Annotated in this window: 11 protein-coding genes; 1 reads left to right on the plus strand and 10 read right to left on the minus strand. The window is 50.4% G+C overall.

Features of this window, described 5'->3' with window-relative positions; translation table 11 throughout:
• Positions 1-19 precede the first annotated feature (19 nt).
• A complete protein-coding gene (locus LBW89_RS00800; protein WP_225038228.1) occupies positions 20-1,885 on the minus strand; it encodes a beta-glucoside-specific PTS transporter subunit IIABC in 1,866 nt (621 codons plus the stop codon).
• A gap of 249 nt (positions 1,886-2,134) precedes the next feature.
• Positions 2,135-2,446 carry a hypothetical protein gene (locus LBW89_RS00805; protein WP_225038229.1) on the minus strand — a complete coding sequence of 104 codons (312 nt, stop codon included), beginning with the start codon at positions 2,444-2,446 and terminating at the stop codon, positions 2,135-2,137.
• A 385-nt stretch (positions 2,447-2,831) separates the two neighbouring features.
• On the opposite strand from LBW89_RS00805, the gene LBW89_RS00810 reads away from it, so the two are divergent.
• The gene (locus LBW89_RS00810; RefSeq protein ID WP_225038230.1) at positions 2,832-3,140 is read left to right on the plus strand and encodes an AraC family transcriptional regulator; all 309 of its coding nucleotides are present in this window, start codon (positions 2,832-2,834) and stop codon (positions 3,138-3,140) included.
• A 97-nt stretch (positions 3,141-3,237) separates the two neighbouring features.
• Here LBW89_RS00810 and LBW89_RS00815 read toward each other — a convergent pair whose 3' ends face one another.
• The 8 genes from LBW89_RS00815 to LBW89_RS00850 all read right to left on the minus strand — a co-directional run bounded on the left by LBW89_RS00815 (position 3,238) and on the right by LBW89_RS00850 (position 14,999).
• On the minus strand, positions 3,238-5,061 hold the full coding sequence (locus LBW89_RS00815) for a right-handed parallel beta-helix repeat-containing protein (protein WP_225038231.1): 1,824 nt from the start codon (positions 5,059-5,061) through the stop codon (positions 3,238-3,240).
• A gap of 435 nt (positions 5,062-5,496) precedes the next feature.
• Positions 5,497-6,852 (minus strand): glycoside hydrolase family 30 protein, encoded by a 1,356-nt coding sequence (locus LBW89_RS00820; RefSeq protein ID WP_225038232.1) that lies wholly within the window; start codon positions 6,850-6,852, stop codon positions 5,497-5,499.
• 37 nt (positions 6,853-6,889) lie between these two features.
• On the minus strand, positions 6,890-7,717 hold the full coding sequence (locus LBW89_RS00825) for a carbohydrate ABC transporter permease (protein ID WP_225038233.1): 828 nt from the start codon (positions 7,715-7,717) through the stop codon (positions 6,890-6,892).
• Positions 7,714-8,601, minus strand: a complete 888-nt coding sequence (locus LBW89_RS00830) for a carbohydrate ABC transporter permease (RefSeq protein WP_148450328.1) — start codon at positions 8,599-8,601, stop codon at positions 7,714-7,716. Before LBW89_RS00830 ends, LBW89_RS00825 begins: the two co-directional genes overlap by 4 nt.
• Before the next feature lie 75 nt (positions 8,602-8,676).
• Entirely contained in the window at positions 8,677-9,972 is a 1,296-nt protein-coding gene (locus LBW89_RS00835) for an ABC transporter substrate-binding protein (protein ID WP_225038234.1), read from the minus strand.
• An 82-nt stretch (positions 9,973-10,054) separates the two neighbouring features.
• Positions 10,055-11,134 (minus strand): response regulator transcription factor, encoded by a 1,080-nt coding sequence (locus LBW89_RS00840; protein WP_225038235.1) that lies wholly within the window; start codon positions 11,132-11,134, stop codon positions 10,055-10,057.
• Between the two features lie 3 nt (positions 11,135-11,137).
• Positions 11,138-12,904 carry a sensor histidine kinase gene (locus LBW89_RS00845; RefSeq protein WP_225038236.1) on the minus strand — a complete coding sequence of 589 codons (1,767 nt, stop codon included), beginning with the start codon at positions 12,902-12,904 and terminating at the stop codon, positions 11,138-11,140.
• A gap of 88 nt (positions 12,905-12,992) precedes the next feature.
• A complete protein-coding gene (locus LBW89_RS00850; RefSeq protein ID WP_225038307.1) occupies positions 12,993-14,999 on the minus strand; it encodes a beta-galactosidase in 2,007 nt (668 codons plus the stop codon).
• Between the last annotated feature and the right edge of the window lie 645 nt (positions 15,000-15,644).

A 15,644-nucleotide genomic window follows, 5' to 3' on the forward strand; every position in this document is an offset into this window, starting at 1 on the left:
GTCTATTCTCTCCCTTGGTTTAATTTTCTAAAGCGGTTACAACCATCAAAGTATCCTGGCGGTTCACCTGTTTTAAATCCGCAACCTCGACCGCGTATTTGTCCTTATTGGTCACGATGGCGATGGTTACCGGATCGTAGCCTTCTTCAATAATTTTTTCAAGATCGAACTTCAGCAATAAATCGCCGGCTTTCACTTCATCCCCGACCTGCACTTGAGGCTCAAAATATTTGCCCCGCAACCTAACAGTATCGATTCCTACATGGAACAACAGCTCGATACCGTTCGTCGTACGCATCGCCATCGCATGATTTCTGCTGTAAATGACTTCAATTTTGCCGTCCACGGGCGCGTATAATTCGCCTTTGGTGGGAATGACGGCAATCCCCTCGCCCATCGCTTTGCTGGAAAAAACCTCATCCTTTACTTCGGACAAAGGAATCCGTTCCCCGATCACCGGGCTTTTGAACTCTTTTGCCGTGGTAAGCTGGTTAACCAATTGACGCTCTTCCGCTTTGGCCTTATGGTCCTTGCCGAGAATAAAGGCCGAAACGAAGGCAACCGCAAAGGAAATAACGAGCGCGATGACGGCATTGATGATATTCCGCGGCAAATCTTCCGAGATAAACATGGATAAACTGGCTAATCCCGGTCCGACCAGCACATAAGCCTGCAAGCCGACGATGCCGGTAAACGCCCCGCCGATTAGCGAACTGATCATGACGCTGCCGAGCACTTTTTTATTTTGCAGCGTGACCCCGTACAAGGCCGGTTCGGTGATGCCGAACAAGGCGGATATCCCGGCGGAAATCGCCGTGGCTCTTAGCGCCTTATCTTTGGTCCGCACCGCAACGGCGAAGCAGGCACCGCTTTCGGCGATATTGTGGGCCAGCGAAGCGGGCATATAGAGCAATTCCTTGCCGGTGCTTCCGATCGCGGAAAGAGCGTAAGGAATGAGCGCTTTGTGCATGCCGACGGACACCATCAGCGGCAGTACGGCGGCCAAGAGCGCGACGGCAATCCACCCCACCTTATCGAACAAGGTTAAGATGATAGCTGAGAAACCTTCGCCGAGCGTATAACCGAGCGGACCCAAAACGAGTAACGAAACTGGAACGGTAATGAGCAGCGACATCATCGGGACAAAAAAGATCCGGATCACCTTCGGCGATATTCGCGTAAACCATTTTTCCATTTGGGCATAAAGCAAAACCGTCAGAATCGCCGGGAAGACCTGATAGGCATAGGCGATGGCTTTGATCTGGAGGCCGAACAACTGGGCGCCTTCCCCTAGCATGGCCGTCATGTTCGGCAGCAGCAAAGCGCCGACGGAAGCCAGGGCCACTAAAGTATTTACTTTCAGTTTGTTGGCGGTGGTAACGGCCACTAGTAACGGGAGAAAGTACAAAGCCGCGTCGCCAATTTGCACCAAGATTTTATAAGTGTGGCCGTCCGGGTCCAAAACATTCATTAACCCGAGCAGCAGCAACAGCGACTTTAACATCCCGGCCCCGGCAATCGCCGGAATCAGCGGCTGAAACACACCGACGATAAAATCCAAAATAACGCTGCCGAGTTTTCTCTTTTCTTTCGGTTTAGCCTCGGACGCCGCATCAGCAGCGGATTCCGAGTTCGGGTTCGCCGAGCCCAGCAAACGATTGACCGCATCATAAACTTCAACCACTTCATTCCCGATGACGACCTGGCACTGGCCGGTCATGTTTACGGCGATCACGCCGGGAATGCTTTCGAGCCGTTTGACATCGGCTTTACTGTTGTCGATCAAGGAAAAGCGCAATCTTGTCGAGCAGTGTTCAAAATGGGCAATGTTTTCCTTTCCGCCCACATATTTCAGAACTTCTGCGGCGGTCTGTTTGTAATCCATGTCCAATGCTCCTTCCTTCTGCAAATTTGCGAAAGGGGCAGGCCTTTTTACCAAATAAAAAAGGACCTAAAACGACAAATAAAAGATTTGTCATTTTAGATCCTGCCTGCTTTACCAGTCACATGTCTAATGGGTGTATTCGATTAATTGAATTATATATCAGGATTTTGAAAGCGTCAACATTATTCTCAGCCGGTTGTCGTTATGTTGTAGTAGCATTTAACCTTTACATGCGACTCATTTGATTATTCACCTATAAAATAACGATGTATAAAGGAATCTGCCGTTCGATTCTTCCTTCGATTCCAGCTCCTTCGGGACGGTGAGAATATCCGGATTAATTAACTTACGGGTATAGGCTTCCCGAAAAAACTGAGCGTCTTTTTTAAATTCATCTGTCTCGATCCACGGCCTCACGTTCCCTTGTTGATCCACATAGATCAAATCTTGGAACACGGTAAACGGGTACGTATCGTACGCCGTGTGCAGGTAAGCCGGGGTCTCTTCCTTCAGTACTCGAATGTATACGTCCTTGTTGGCTTCGGGCCAATTTTTCCTCAATGCCTCCTACATCGAGAGTAATTCCTCTGGTGTAGATGCAGGTCCAGTGTTTCCCTCGGAAGAACCGCCCTCGTTCTGCGAATTTGAGCAGGCCGCAAGTGCGGTCGTCACGAGTGCAATTCCAAGCAGCAGCGTTAGCGGACGTTTGAAACGAATATTAAAGGCTTATTGATCGGGTCGGTGAAGGAATAGCGCAGTAATGTTTCCGGGAGACAGATCGGAGGCTGCCCGGACAATCGAAAAAAATGAGAGGATTTATTTTCAAACGGCAGTTTCGAAGATAAGGACGAAAGCGGGAATGCCGCGACAAAAGATGCATATCCAGCAGAGCCGCACCGCTTAACCGCTCCATGAGAAACCAATCTTTCGGCGCTCTCGAGCCGCGGTGGAAATATCCGGCCGTCGCCTGGCCAAAGCGCTTTTCCTCAATCGCTTCTTTCAGGTACTCAAAACCCGTCCAAAAGCGCAGATATGGCCGCGGCGTCAAAAAAAACCGCGCATTCCAGCGGCGACACCAGAGGTTTGTTCCGCACATTTTTGCGAAGCATGCAGGATGCTGCGGGATACGGACTGGACGATTGAAGAAGTGGGAGCTCATGTTGGATATTCCGATATTCATTATTTCAGCCGTTTATTCAGCGCAAACAAAGGAATTTCACCGCGCGCTTATCGCAAGCTTTCCCGCATCCTCTAACGTACGGACTTGGCGCAAAGCGAGACCGAGGATAACCGGAAAACCCTATCCCTCTTGACTTGAAGGATAGGGTTTTGGCTGTTTTACCAAAGTAGCTTTATACCATCGTGTTGCCGATATTGGTGTCCGTATCTTTATTGAGGAACATGCTGCCTTTGATCAGCAAGTTGTTTAGAACCTTGGTTCGTTTCGCCTTTTCGGTTACGATCGCGTTGGAAATCGATTTATCGGTATTGGAATAAATCGTGTTCTGAGCGATGATCGCATCTTCGGCGTCATCAGTTAATGAAATGCCGTACCCGGTATTATCCGTTCTTTTGAAGGTGATGCGGTTGCCGATAATCTCGGCGCGTTGCCCCCCCTTGATTTGAATCGCCGAAGTGCTCGCGGTGTCGGAAATTTCGTTTTCGGTGATTTTAACGGTTTTGCCGGCGCTGCTCTCTCCGTAAATGGCGACGGATCGGGAGCCAAGTAAATAGTTCCCTTTGAGCGTAACATGGCTGTTTTTGTCGAAGCTGATCGCATAATGGGCTTGTTTTCCTGTGTAGCTGGAACAGTCGATATAGTTGCCTTCCGCGAAAACGGATGTCTCTTTTCCCCCCCAGTTTTTGATGGATATGCCGCCTTTGCACTGGCCAAACGAATTGCCCCGCAGCACGACATTGGTGGACTTGTCCAGTTCGAGGCCGAAGCGTTCCGAATGGAGGGCCTTGTTGTTCAGGAATTGTACGTCATTGCTCTCGTCGACCTTGTAAGGCACGCCCGCTCCGCGGTGCACGATATTGTCCGCGATCAGCACATTTTCCGCTCTATATACGCCGATGCCCGTTCCTTCGCCGAGATGGGAGACGGCATTTCCCGTCACGACCACGTCTTTGCCGCGGGCGTCGATGCCGCTGCTGAAGCCTTTGATGGTGTTCCCGGTAATCGTCACGTTGTTGCCGTCAAATCCGTTCGATACTCTATCTCCCAAAATGGCTACTTTCGTTTTATCCGTCCGTACCAGCACGTTGTTGGAAATAATCGTATCCGTACCGTTGCTGTAAGAAAGCGTACTGTCCGAATGATTCCCCTCAATCACGACTTCGTAGCCGCTGAAATTGAGCACGGACGCTTCTAGGTTTCCGCGGAACAGATTGCCGCGAATGACGACTTTGCGCGGCTTCTCGTAATCGATGTCGCCTTCGCCGTATCCTTCGATATCGATACCGGCCATAGGTTTGGTACCCTTGACGGTCCCCGCGTTCGTAATTTCATTGTTCTCGACGAAGACCCCTTCGCCGGCTGTGATCGAAATGTTGTTCCGGCGCGCTCCGTCCAGCGAGCAATTGCGGACGGTTACTAATTTTGGTTCGTCATAGTCGGGATCTACGCCCATGAGGCCCACCGAGCCAAGGAAGACGCAATCGCCGGTGCATTTGCGGATTTTCATATTTTCGATCGTAACTCTTTTGCCACCGTGGACATAAATCCCGAAGCCATATTCCTGCGTCGAATCCGGAAGTTTGCTGAAATCATGCTGGTCCAGATCGCCGGTGATGATGCCGCCCGAAATCGTGACGTTTTCCACTTTACGCAGATAAATACAAGAGTAACCTCTCGCAGCGTTAGGCTCTACCTTCAGCTCCGCCTCATGATCCAGGGTAAGCTTCATGTGGGACGGAACCACGATGCCGCCGCCTTTTTCCGGAGTGTTTGGAAAGAGGGTCCCTACGCCTTGAATCATATATGTCCCTTTTGGAATAAAGGCTTCATTATACCCGGCGCTTTTCGCATGGGCGATCGCCTTGTTCAGTCCTTCCGTCGTTTTTACCGCATCGGTGCCATTGGTTTTGATGCCCCACTGCGCCGGATCGATGACATAGCAGGTGGTCGTCATGGCCGTTGCCTGTGCGGTTTTGTTTTCAAATTCGTTGTTCATCATTGTTCCTCCTTGTTTCTTGCCTGTTGATTTTGGCTTGTTTGCATTATGGCCGTTTAAGAAATCCGGAAATTCCATCTCCTTTGCGCAAAGTCTATTAGGTACCCGGGTGGTATGTTTCAATTGGGATTCAAAGGAGCCGGTTTCCTATAGTTCCCGCACTACTAATGTAGCAAAACCCGAGTGCGGCTAACGGCCATGAAAAGGACAGGTAGCGGGTAAGGAGAAGGAAAGGATTACTGGGCATATCTTGGTTGGTTTGCATGAACTTTTAAAGATTTTGAGGAAAGAAAAAACGCCGGAATCTCGTTCCGACGCTTCCATATCCAATATTTTTTCACAATAAGATGTTTTGCTGGTCTTTTTAAAGCTTCGCCTCAAACTATTTCCGCCAGGCTAATAAACACATCGTTGCGCCTTTAGACTCAGGTTGCCTCATTCATTGATCTGCCTATCAAATAACATCGTGTTAAAAGACTCGGGCTCCAGTTCGAAGCCGTATATTTCCGTTTCGTCCGAAATCCGCACGGTTCTTGTCTCCTTGAACGGATTGGCCAGCACCACGACGCGCTCGCCGCTTGGCGTGACATAGCTGACCGCGTTACCGAACCAGTGCCCTTGCTGACCGATCCGCTTTGAGCCCGGCGTCACGAAATGCGAGAAGTGTTTCATCACGTAATACTCGGGATTTAAAATCGCCCTTTGCTGCTCTTTATCGACCGTAATCATCGAGTTCTGCTCCCACCCCCACGTGCTTCGTCCCTTCGGCTCAAGTACCATGTTCCAATAAATGTACGCGTTCACCCGGTTTGTGAAATAGTGCTGGAACAAATTAAATACGTATTGGGCATATTCCCAAGTGTTCGTGCCGTCGCCGCATTCGTTCTCGGTTTGCATGTACCGCAGCTCCGGGTAACTCAGCACAGTGCGCTGGATCGCCCATTTTCCGGCCCATTGATAGCCTATGCCCTTAATGTATTTATAAGCTTCAGGATCGCTTAACACCGTATGTGCGTAAGCGTCGTGGTCGGTGACTTTCTTCTTCAGCCATTCGTCCCACGGTTCCGGCGCATTGATCGTGCCCAGCCAGATTTCCGTATCGAGTCCATGCCGTTCAAAGGCCGGTCCCAAATAATCGCGGATAAATTCGCGAAGTTGCTCGCCTGTCCAAACGCAGGACGGAAACTTCTGATCGGCCACTACTTCGTTCTGGACGTGGATCTGGTGAACCGTGATCCCCTCTTCCTTGTACGCCTGCACGAACTTTACGAAATATAGGGCGTAGGCTTCCAGATTTTCATGCTCCCAACGTAGTGTTCCGTAGTTATAGGCTTTCGGGTACTTCATCCAGGTCGGCGGGCTCCAAGGCGAAGCGAACAGCTTGAGTTCGGGATTCAGCGCCAGGGCTTCCTTAATATAGGGAATCAAGTATTTCCTGTCCCGTTCAATGGAGAAATGCTTCATCGCATAGTCTCCATCCGTTTCATTGTGGCTGTACCACTCCAGGGCGTAGTCGCTGGCTCCGATCGGAAGCCGGCAAATGCTGAATTTCTGTTCCCCGTCCGGATGAAACAAATCGAACAATACCCTTGTTCGCTGCTCCTCGGGAAGTTGGCTTAACGCCACAAACCCGAGCTCATTAAAACATCCCCCAAACCCTTCCACGTTTTGATAAACGGCATCCGTCAGCGTCAAATCCGCGGTTCCCCCGTTTGTCAATAAATTAGGCAGACCTTTCTCTTCCCATTGCCGCTCCCTAGTGCTAGATATCCAACGACTCGGTTTTAACATGAATATCCTCCCCTCCTTATTCAATTAATGCTTATGCCTAGCCCTTCACGGCCCCTTCGGCAATTCCTTCCATAATGAACTTTTGGAAAAACGCGTAAATCATCACCACCGGAATCGCCGTGAGCACCAGCGAAGCCAGAATCAGCGACCACTCCTTGTTATACTCCCCGAACAACATGTTGGTGGACAGAATCAACGTATAATTGTCTACGTCCGTCAGCATCATCAGCGGCAGCAGGAAGTCGTTCCAGATCCACAGAAAGTCGAGGATCGCGATCGTGACGGTGATGGGCAACAGCAGCGGCAAAATGATCCGGAAAAAGGTCTGAAATTCGTTGCAGCCGTCGATTTGTCCGGACTCTTCCAGCTCCCGCGGGATCGACTTGACGAAACCATGATACAGAAAAATCGCCATATTGACGCCAAGTCCGATATAGATCAGCGCCAGTCCGTAAGTACTGCCCTGCACCTGCAAAGTTTTGGCCATCCGGGTGAGCGGAATCATAATCGAATGAAACGGCACGAGCATCGAGGCTACGAACAGCAGAAAAATAAAGTTGCTTAATTTCCCTCGAGTCCGAGACAACTTATAACCCGCCAAAGCGGAGCAGAAGACGATTCCCCCGATGCCGATCACGGAGACAATCACCGAGTTCCAAGAGCTGTTCAGGAGATTGATTTTTTCAAACGCTTGCGAGTAGTTCTCAAAATGCAGCTTCGTCGGCAGAGCGACGAACGATTCGAACATTTCCGCTTGCGTCTTAAACGAGTTGACGACCGCCATATAAATGGGAAAACAGGTGAACAGGGCGCCCACGGACAAGATCAACCCGATCAAGAGAGAATGGATTCTCTTCATGCTCATGCTTCCACCTCTTTTTTCTTCATGACGTTCATCTGAATCAGGGTGACAATCAGTACAATGGCAAACAGAATGAGCGATTTCGCGCTGGCGTATCCGTAGCGGAAGTTATTGGAGAACGCCTCTTCGTAGATGTTCATCGTAATGACCTGCGTGCTTCGTCCCGGCCCGCCGCCGGTCAGTCCGTAAACAACATCAAACACTTTGAAAGCGCCGTTCAGCGTCAGGAAGAAGCAAATGGTCACGGCATGCGTAATCATCGGCAGGGTTACACTTCTTAACGTTTGGAACGAATTGGCCCCATCGATAACGGCCGCTTCCTTCAAGCTTTGAGGCACGCCTTGCAGGGCCGCCAAATAAATAATCATCATGTACCCGACCCCGTTCCACAGCGACACGATCAGGATGGAGTAAAAAGAAAATTTCGGATTGCCCAGCCAGGCTTGGTCAAGGAAGGTGATCGCCGCTTTTTCGGCGAGCTGCGGGATCACTTGCGAAAATACAAAGGTCCACATAAAGGAACTGATAATTAGGCTGATCATATTCGGCATAAAAAAGATCGTGCGGAAAAATCCTTTGCTCCGGGTTCGCGTCTCGATGAGTACGGCCAGGAGTAAAGCGATTACATTTTGCAATACAACCATGAATGCGACATATTTCAGCGTAAATAATAACGCATTAATGAAATCCGGGTCCTCCGCGAGCGCTTCGACGATATTGGCAAAACCGATGAAGCTGTAATTCTGGTTCAGACCGTTCCAGTCCGTAAACGTGTAATACATTCCGCCGAATGTCGGTATGAGCAGAAAGATGGTGTAAATAACGAGTGCCGGGGCCGTAAAAGCCAGCAAAGAGATATACTTCTTGAACATCCTGGACGACGGCATGTTCTTCCTCCCCCTCCGTTTGTCTATGAATTGAGAAGGAAGGAACTTCTCGTTCCTTCCTCACAGGCAGCCGCGTTACTTGTTGACCTTGTTATACGATTTCCACGCTTTGTCGAGCGCCAAGAGCACATCGTCCTGTGAAATTTGCCCCGCGATATAGGATTGCAGCGCTTTGCCGGATTCATCTTTTACCGCTTGCGGAATCCGTAGATCTTGATAGGACTTGCCCTCTTTCACATAAACCATCGCATCGTCCACCCAAGGATAACTGCTGTAGTCGTGTACGGTGGCGACCGGATTAAACTTCAGCGCCTGGAAGAATGCGCTGGAATCCTTGTCGTCCAGCACGTAGTTTACGAAATCAAGGGCCACTTCCTTGTTCTTGCTCGTCTTGGACACGGCCAGGGAGGTGGACGTACTCAAGTTGATCATCGTAGCGTCGGGATTATCGTTGATCGGCAAAGCAGCTACGCCAAAACGGAGGTCGGGATTGGATTTCAGAATCGTCTCCGCGTACCAGGGGCCCTGTACCCACATCGCCGCCTTCCCCTGCGCAAACATCGCCGCACCGTCGTCGCCGCCTACCTCAAGGCCGTTTTTGGTACCGTTCGCGTAAACCAAATCGATGATATCGAACATTCCTTTCATTTCGGTGAAGGAACCTTGATCCTGGTTCATCCGCTCGATAAAATCCGGATTTTCCGTATTGACCAATTGACCTATGGAAAGCGGCAGGAACAACTGCGGAATCCAGGCCTCTTTGTCGGACAAAATAAACGGGGTGATGTTGTTTTGTTTCAGCTTTTCAACGACCGTCTTCATCTCCGTCAACGTCGTAGGGGGCGTCAGTCCCTGCTCCTCAAAAATCTGCTTGTTGTACAAATAACCCCAAGACAGTGTCTCGAGCGGAACCGCAACAATTTTTCCGTCTTCGGTCATGACCGAAGGCTTCACGCTGTCCAGCAGCTTGCCGACGAACGGTTGATCCGACAAATCCTCCAGATACCCGGCTTTATAAAATGGAGGGATTTCGTTGACCGCATGGATAGCGAATACGTCGGGTGCGTCGTTGGAAGCCAGTCTCGTTTTTAAAATTTGCGGGGCGGTGTCCGCCGGCGGCATTTCCAATTGAACCGACACATCGATATTTTTCTCCGCTTTTTCTTTGGCCACGAAAGCATCGATGTACTTATCGTAATGTTCTTTCAGACGAGGCTGAGCGATAAACATTTTCAAGTTGACGCTTTTCCCGCCGGAGCTTTCGCCCCCTGCCGATTCGTTGTTCGCCGCATGGTTTCCGCCGCCCGCTCCGCAGCCGGCAAGCAAAGAGACGAATAGCGCGGTTCCTGCTAGACCCTTCCAAATTTTCATATAAGATGCCCCCCCTGGAATGTTGATGTTTTGTTTACGGTTTCATTCTAATCCATGAATGAAAGCGCTTCATTGGACGGGATTAGACTTTTCGATTGGATATTTTTAAACCTTGTGAACCTTTTCTCGCCTCTCCCGGGGAAATTCCGTAGTGCTTCTTAAACACCCTGTGAAAATAGGATACATCCTCATACCCGATCATTTCGGCTACCCTCTTGATGGCGACTTCTTCGTCCGATTTCAGCCATTCCATCGCCTTCTTCATTCTTAAATCCACGACATAGTCCGTAACCGTTAAGCCGTATTCCTGCTTAAACGCTTTGCTCAAATACTCTTTGCTGACGAAAAACAGCTTGGCGAGCTGCTCCAAACCGATCGGTTCCGCGTAATGATGATCGAGATACGATTTGACTTCCCCCAAATGCAGCTTATTTTTATATTTCCGCTGTTTGATCAGTTCTTCCAGGGCGTTCACATAGCACTCGGATATCAAGCGGACCCCTTCCTGGAAGGAGTTTGGCATTTCCGTAGGTTCAGCCGGGCGGTCCGATTCGCCGGCCAGCGCGTTCGCCGCGCAGAGCTCCCTCAAGTACAGTAAAGTATCTTTTACCAGATAGCGGATCGTTTCCGGCTTCAAGGCGGCTTTAAGCTCCGGATCGGACTGCAGTTCACGGCATACTTTCCGGAGTCCCTCGCCATTCAGGTCATTAAAGTAAGACCCCAACCGCTTTTCGTAAGCGGCCCATCGCGAAGACAGCTCCAGATCGATTCCCTGTCGCTCCTTGCGCTTCCGCAGAGACACGCAGCATCTGGCCAACACCACGTTCAGTTCCTGCGGATCGATCGGCTTCAGCAAGTAGTCGACCGCTTTGTAGCGAATCGCCTGCCTGGCGTAGTGGAAATCATCGTACCCGCTTACCACAATGACCTGCTTGTCGGGAAAACGGTCGCTCATCTTCCGCATCAGTTCCACTCCGTCGGAACCCGGCATGCGCATATCGGTAATGATAAGCTCAGGGTTAAGCCGTTCGATCATCCGCATCGCTTCCAAACCGTCCTCCGCCTCCCCCACGACTTCCATGCTGTGTTCGTCCCATCGGCCCAAATTTTTGATAATGTCCCGATTCCACTCTTCGTCATCCACTATTAATACTTTGAACATGCTTTAGCCCTCCTTTTGCTCGGGAAGATGCAGCGTGACACTCGTGCCTTTGCCCCATACGCTGTCAAGGCTCATTTTGTATTCCGCGCCAAAATACATCTGGATTCGGGAAGCCACATTGATCAGCCCGATGCTCGTCCCCTTGGCCCATACCTGCTCCAGATCCCGGTTCAGTTGGGTTCGCAACCGCTGGAGCTGCGCATTTTCCATCCCTGCCCCATTGTCCCGGACCATCAGCCGTATCCCCTCCGACTCGACGCGGATCGTCACCTCAAGCCGCCACTCTCCGGTCTTATGATCCAGCCCGTGAACAAACGCATTTTCGACGATCGGCTGCAGCGTCAGTTTCGGAATCCGGCAGTCCAGCACATCTCCATCTATGTTTAGCTCGTAATGGAGCCGTTTGCCGAAGCGCTGCTGCTGGATATTCATATAATGATTCAGATGTTCAAGCTCCGCCCGAAGCGTCGCAAGCGCATCCGGATCCCGCACAATATAACGGAACATTTCGCTAAGCGAACGGATGATACCGTAGCTCTCCGCCGGTTTTTGCGAAAAGATCATTCCGCCGATCAACTGCAGCGTATTTTGCAAAAAATGCGGGTTGATTTGCGATTGCAGCGCTTTAAGTTCCGCCGTTTTCTTTTCCAGGCGAATCCGGTACTCGGTATTAATGTGGTCTCTGATCCGCTGCGCCATGGTGGCGAAATTGGTTTCCAGGAGCCCGATTTCATCCCTGCGCTTGCTCCGGGGAATCGTCTGCTCCTTGGTCAAATCGAGCTTCCGCATCGCCCGGGCCAAACCGATGATCGGCTTGGTCGTTTTCCAGGCAAAATAAAAAGCAAATAAAGCGGATATCATCGTGGAGATCATCCCGACGATCAAACCATAGTTCATCGTCGCCCGGGCGCTTTCGTTGATCGTGGCGACCGGGATTATTTTCACCAATCTAAGGTCAACGGGATCCAGCGTATTGTAAAAAACAAATTCCCGGTCCGTTCTGAATTGGCCCGGCCCGGCACCCTTGGAAGCTTGCAGCTCCGCCGCCACATCCGGGGAGATTTCGCCGTCGCCGTATAGAATGCGGCCGTTCATATCCGTAACGAACACGGACTGCTCCTTTCCTTCGCCAAGCAAACGGATCGTTTGATCGAAATAGGACCAGAGCACCTCCAGGGAGATGTAGCCCAGCTTTTCCTGGTTTTCGAAGCGGTTGATGCTGCGAATCAAGCGAAATTTGCCGGGGTCCGCCGAATCCGTCTCCACGATAAAATCTTTGTTCTCCCGCAGCAAATCCCGGTAAACGCGCGGTATGCCGCTGATCTCTTCCACTTCGTTTTGCATCGAATTGATCGTGAACAGCGTCCCGGTTTCATGCAGGTACATAACGACGCCGACCAGGTGATTTCCTCCGCTGTAATACACGCTATTCAGCGAATTAAAAACATTCTGCTGAGCGGCAAATTGGCTGGCCGGGGTTTCCGCTTCGGGCCGGTTCAGATAATTGGCCAACCCCGGACTGATCTGGAGCGAATAGACCATGTTGTTTAGTCTGGAAAACTGATCACTCAAATAAATCCCCGTCCATTTCATATTGGAGAGATTGGTCCCTATCACTTGCTTCTCCATCGAAGCGCTGCTGTTCTCCGCTGCCAGCGCGGTGACGACGACGACGGGCACGATCGCGATCAATATCATCGTCAAAATCAATTTGTTGCGGATGCTCGTTTTGAACGGGTCGACGACCCTCTGCCGCAGCCTGCCAAACATTCGCTTCCCCCCCTGTGATGCCGCATATATAGTAGAAAACGCCTCGCGTATGCGGGAGGCGTCTATTTCAATACAAAACTTCTATGGCTTATTGTTCTTCGATAATGGTAAAGCCCCATGGCTCAAGCTTGAGGGTTTGTCCCGAGCTTACCGGTCGGCCCGAAAGCAGCTCAATTCCCTCACGATGACGATAGTCTAACGAAGCCGGCATTTCAGCATAGTTAAAATAATATCGGACCGTTTTGCCCAGCCCGTTAACCCCGGATTTCGTGATCAGCGGGAAGCGGATCTCTTGATCCAGTCCCCATAAACCGGCCTTCTTCACGGCATGCTCCAGGATTTTGCCCATCACGGCCTCGCTTGTCATACAGCCGATATATACAGCCTGCCCTTGGCCGTACCCGTTTTGCGTGACCGCGGCATATTTCCCCCAATGCGGATGATCATAATAGGCGAGCACCTCCGCCGTCGACGGAGTGAGCAGTTCCATCCAAGTATGCACCTGATTTTGGTCTTCACCGACCTGGAACGGATCGTCTTTTAACGTCACCCTTTTCGGCTCGACGAACATGCTGTACGAAATGCCGCAAGCCTTGCCAATGATGCCCGGTTGCCGTTCGGAACGGACCTTGACGTTTTGATCCGTAAAGCCGCTCTTAAAAGTATAAACGATATGCCCACCGTCAACTACAAACCGGTTTAACCGCTCCAAAAGTTCATCTGAAGCCGTATAAAGCGCTGGAACGATGAGCAGATCATACCGTTCAAAATTCGTGGTCGCGGGAGACACGAAATCACAGCCGATGTTCATCCGGTACAGCTCATCATACATCATCCGAACGACATCATTGTATTTTTTCGTGCTGGAAAAATTAAATTTGAACCACTCCATCGCCGTTAACGAGTCGTTGCTGACCAGAATGGCTGCTTTATTCTCTTTTTGAAGGTTCACCAAATGCGAAGACAAACGCGCAAAATCCCGGCCGATCGTTCGGGCTTCCTCATAAACCGGGTTGGGTTCGAAGTCATGGCTGAGCAAGCCTTTCCAATAGGTTTCGAAAGAATTGTGGATGGAATGCCAGTGCCAGTAGGAAACCATATTGGCTCCCGAAGCCAGATGGCTGAACGCCTGCAATCTTAACTGCCCCGGATACGGTGTCCAATGGGGAAAGGCCTGCGCTTCCGTCTCGAGCACCAAATAATTCGTTCCTTTGGTCGATCGCGCCACATCTCCGCCGAAGGAAATTTCAATCCCGGTCAGATCGTCCTGCGACGGATGGTAAATGTCCACCCCCGTGATATCGAAAGGACGGGAAGCCTCGAAATGGTCCACATCCGGCTGAATGCCGTAGGAATACCCCCGCCACTCAAAATCGAAATTTTGCGTGACAAACTGATCCGCCCGCTTATACTCATTAACAATGGATACTTGCCAGCTCAGGAAATCGGCGACCAGCTTCCGTTGGAATTTGGCAAACTCCGCACCCAAGCTGCCATTGATCGTCCCGATGATGGACGGGAAGTCCTCCCAGCTGTTGATCCGGTTGCTCCAATAGTCCAGCCCGAACGCCTTGTTCAATTCCTCTAGCGTTTTGAATTTGTCCCTAGCGTATTTAACAAACAGCAGTTGGACATTAGGGCCCGCGGTATGATAGTGCTTTGTTTCATTATCGGTTTGGTACCCGATCACCGCCGGATGTCCGCTAACCCGGGAGATCAGTTTCCGGATGATGCGCTCCGCATAAAACAAATAGGTCGGATTCGTGATGTCCATAATCTGCCGTGCCCCGTATTTACCGGGTCCGTTTGCCGTCGTGGCCAGCACGTCCGGGTGCTCCTTGACCATCCAGGTCGGTACGGCGTAAGTAGGCGTTCCGACAATGACATGAATTCCGGCCCGATGCATCGCATCAAGAACCCGATCTACCGAGGTGAAATCGAATACTCCGTTTTGCGGTTCGTGCGTGCTCCAAGTCGATTCGGCGATCCGCACCACGTTAATCCCCGCCTCTTTCATCATGCGGATATCCTTATCCAGTCGATCATAAGGCATATATTCGTCATAATAAGCGACACCGTATAACAGCTTCTCCATCATGACCTCCCCGGGTTTCATAATAATATTAGGCAAATCCATCAGGTGTAAAATTAATTCTAACGCGATTGTTTACGCTTTCATAGTATTAGAAAATTCCATCCGCTTCACTGGACAAAATTAAACTCTTGCAGTGGAGTATTTTAAACTACTTCCTTCTTTTCGGCCCGTTTCTTCCACTCCCATTGTAAATAAAAAACGCTACCGTCGAAGCCTGCATACTAACGGGAAAAAATACCGTTAATGCACCGCTCTTGGCCTCATGGTGGGATTTAACTGGAAAAGTGCATTATAACTAACATGTTGCTGCCTATCCGCAATCTTTCTTGCCGCCTGTCATAATAGCGGCGTTTTGGGCCGTTATTTCGACCCGATTTGCGTTTTCGGGAAAAATAGCGGCCAAAAAGGGCCTTATTTCACTGATGCGGGTCCAAAAATCAGGTTTCGGCCCGTTTTTCCCTAAAATAGGGCCCCAAATGACCGCTATTTCTCACCGAAGGGACGATTTCGACAAAATAGCGCCTCAAATAGCCCTTATTTCCCCGTCCGGCTCAAAGGGAGGCGATTACGGCCATTAGATCCTTCGGGTAAATGCAACGCTAGTGCCTCCCCAGCCGTTTAGGCTTCAAATTAACAGGAACAATT

The organism is Paenibacillus sp. alder61 (genome assembly GCF_020179875.1).
GTDB classification, from domain to species: domain Bacteria; phylum Bacillota; class Bacilli; order Paenibacillales; family Paenibacillaceae; genus Fontibacillus; species Fontibacillus faecis.

Excerpts from the sequence above, each read along its gene's own strand:
- LBW89_RS00850 (WP_225038307.1), bottom strand. The coding sequence starts at position 14,999 with ATGGAGAAGCTGTTATACGGTGTCGCTTATTATGACGAATATATGCCT.
- LBW89_RS00815 (WP_225038231.1), bottom strand. The coding sequence starts at position 5,061 with ATGAACAACGAATTTGAAAACAAAACCGCACAGGCAACGGCCATGACG.
- LBW89_RS00835 (WP_225038234.1), bottom strand. The coding sequence starts at position 9,972 with ATGAAAATTTGGAAGGGTCTAGCAGGAACCGCGCTATTCGTCTCTTTG.
- LBW89_RS00845 (WP_225038236.1), bottom strand. The coding sequence starts at position 12,904 with ATGTTTGGCAGGCTGCGGCAGAGGGTCGTCGACCCGTTCAAAACGAGC.
- LBW89_RS00840 (WP_225038235.1), bottom strand. The coding sequence starts at position 11,134 with ATGTTCAAAGTATTAATAGTGGATGACGAAGAGTGGAATCGGGACATT.
- LBW89_RS00820 (WP_225038232.1), bottom strand. The coding sequence starts at position 6,852 with ATGTTAAAACCGAGTCGTTGGATATCTAGCACTAGGGAGCGGCAATGG.
- LBW89_RS00800 (WP_225038228.1), bottom strand. The coding sequence starts at position 1,885 with ATGGATTACAAACAGACCGCCGCAGAAGTTCTGAAATATGTGGGCGGA.
- LBW89_RS00825 (WP_225038233.1), bottom strand. The coding sequence starts at position 7,717 with ATGAGCATGAAGAGAATCCATTCTCTCTTGATCGGGTTGATCTTGTCC.
- LBW89_RS00830 (WP_148450328.1), bottom strand. The coding sequence starts at position 8,601 with ATGCCGTCGTCCAGGATGTTCAAGAAGTATATCTCTTTGCTGGCTTTT.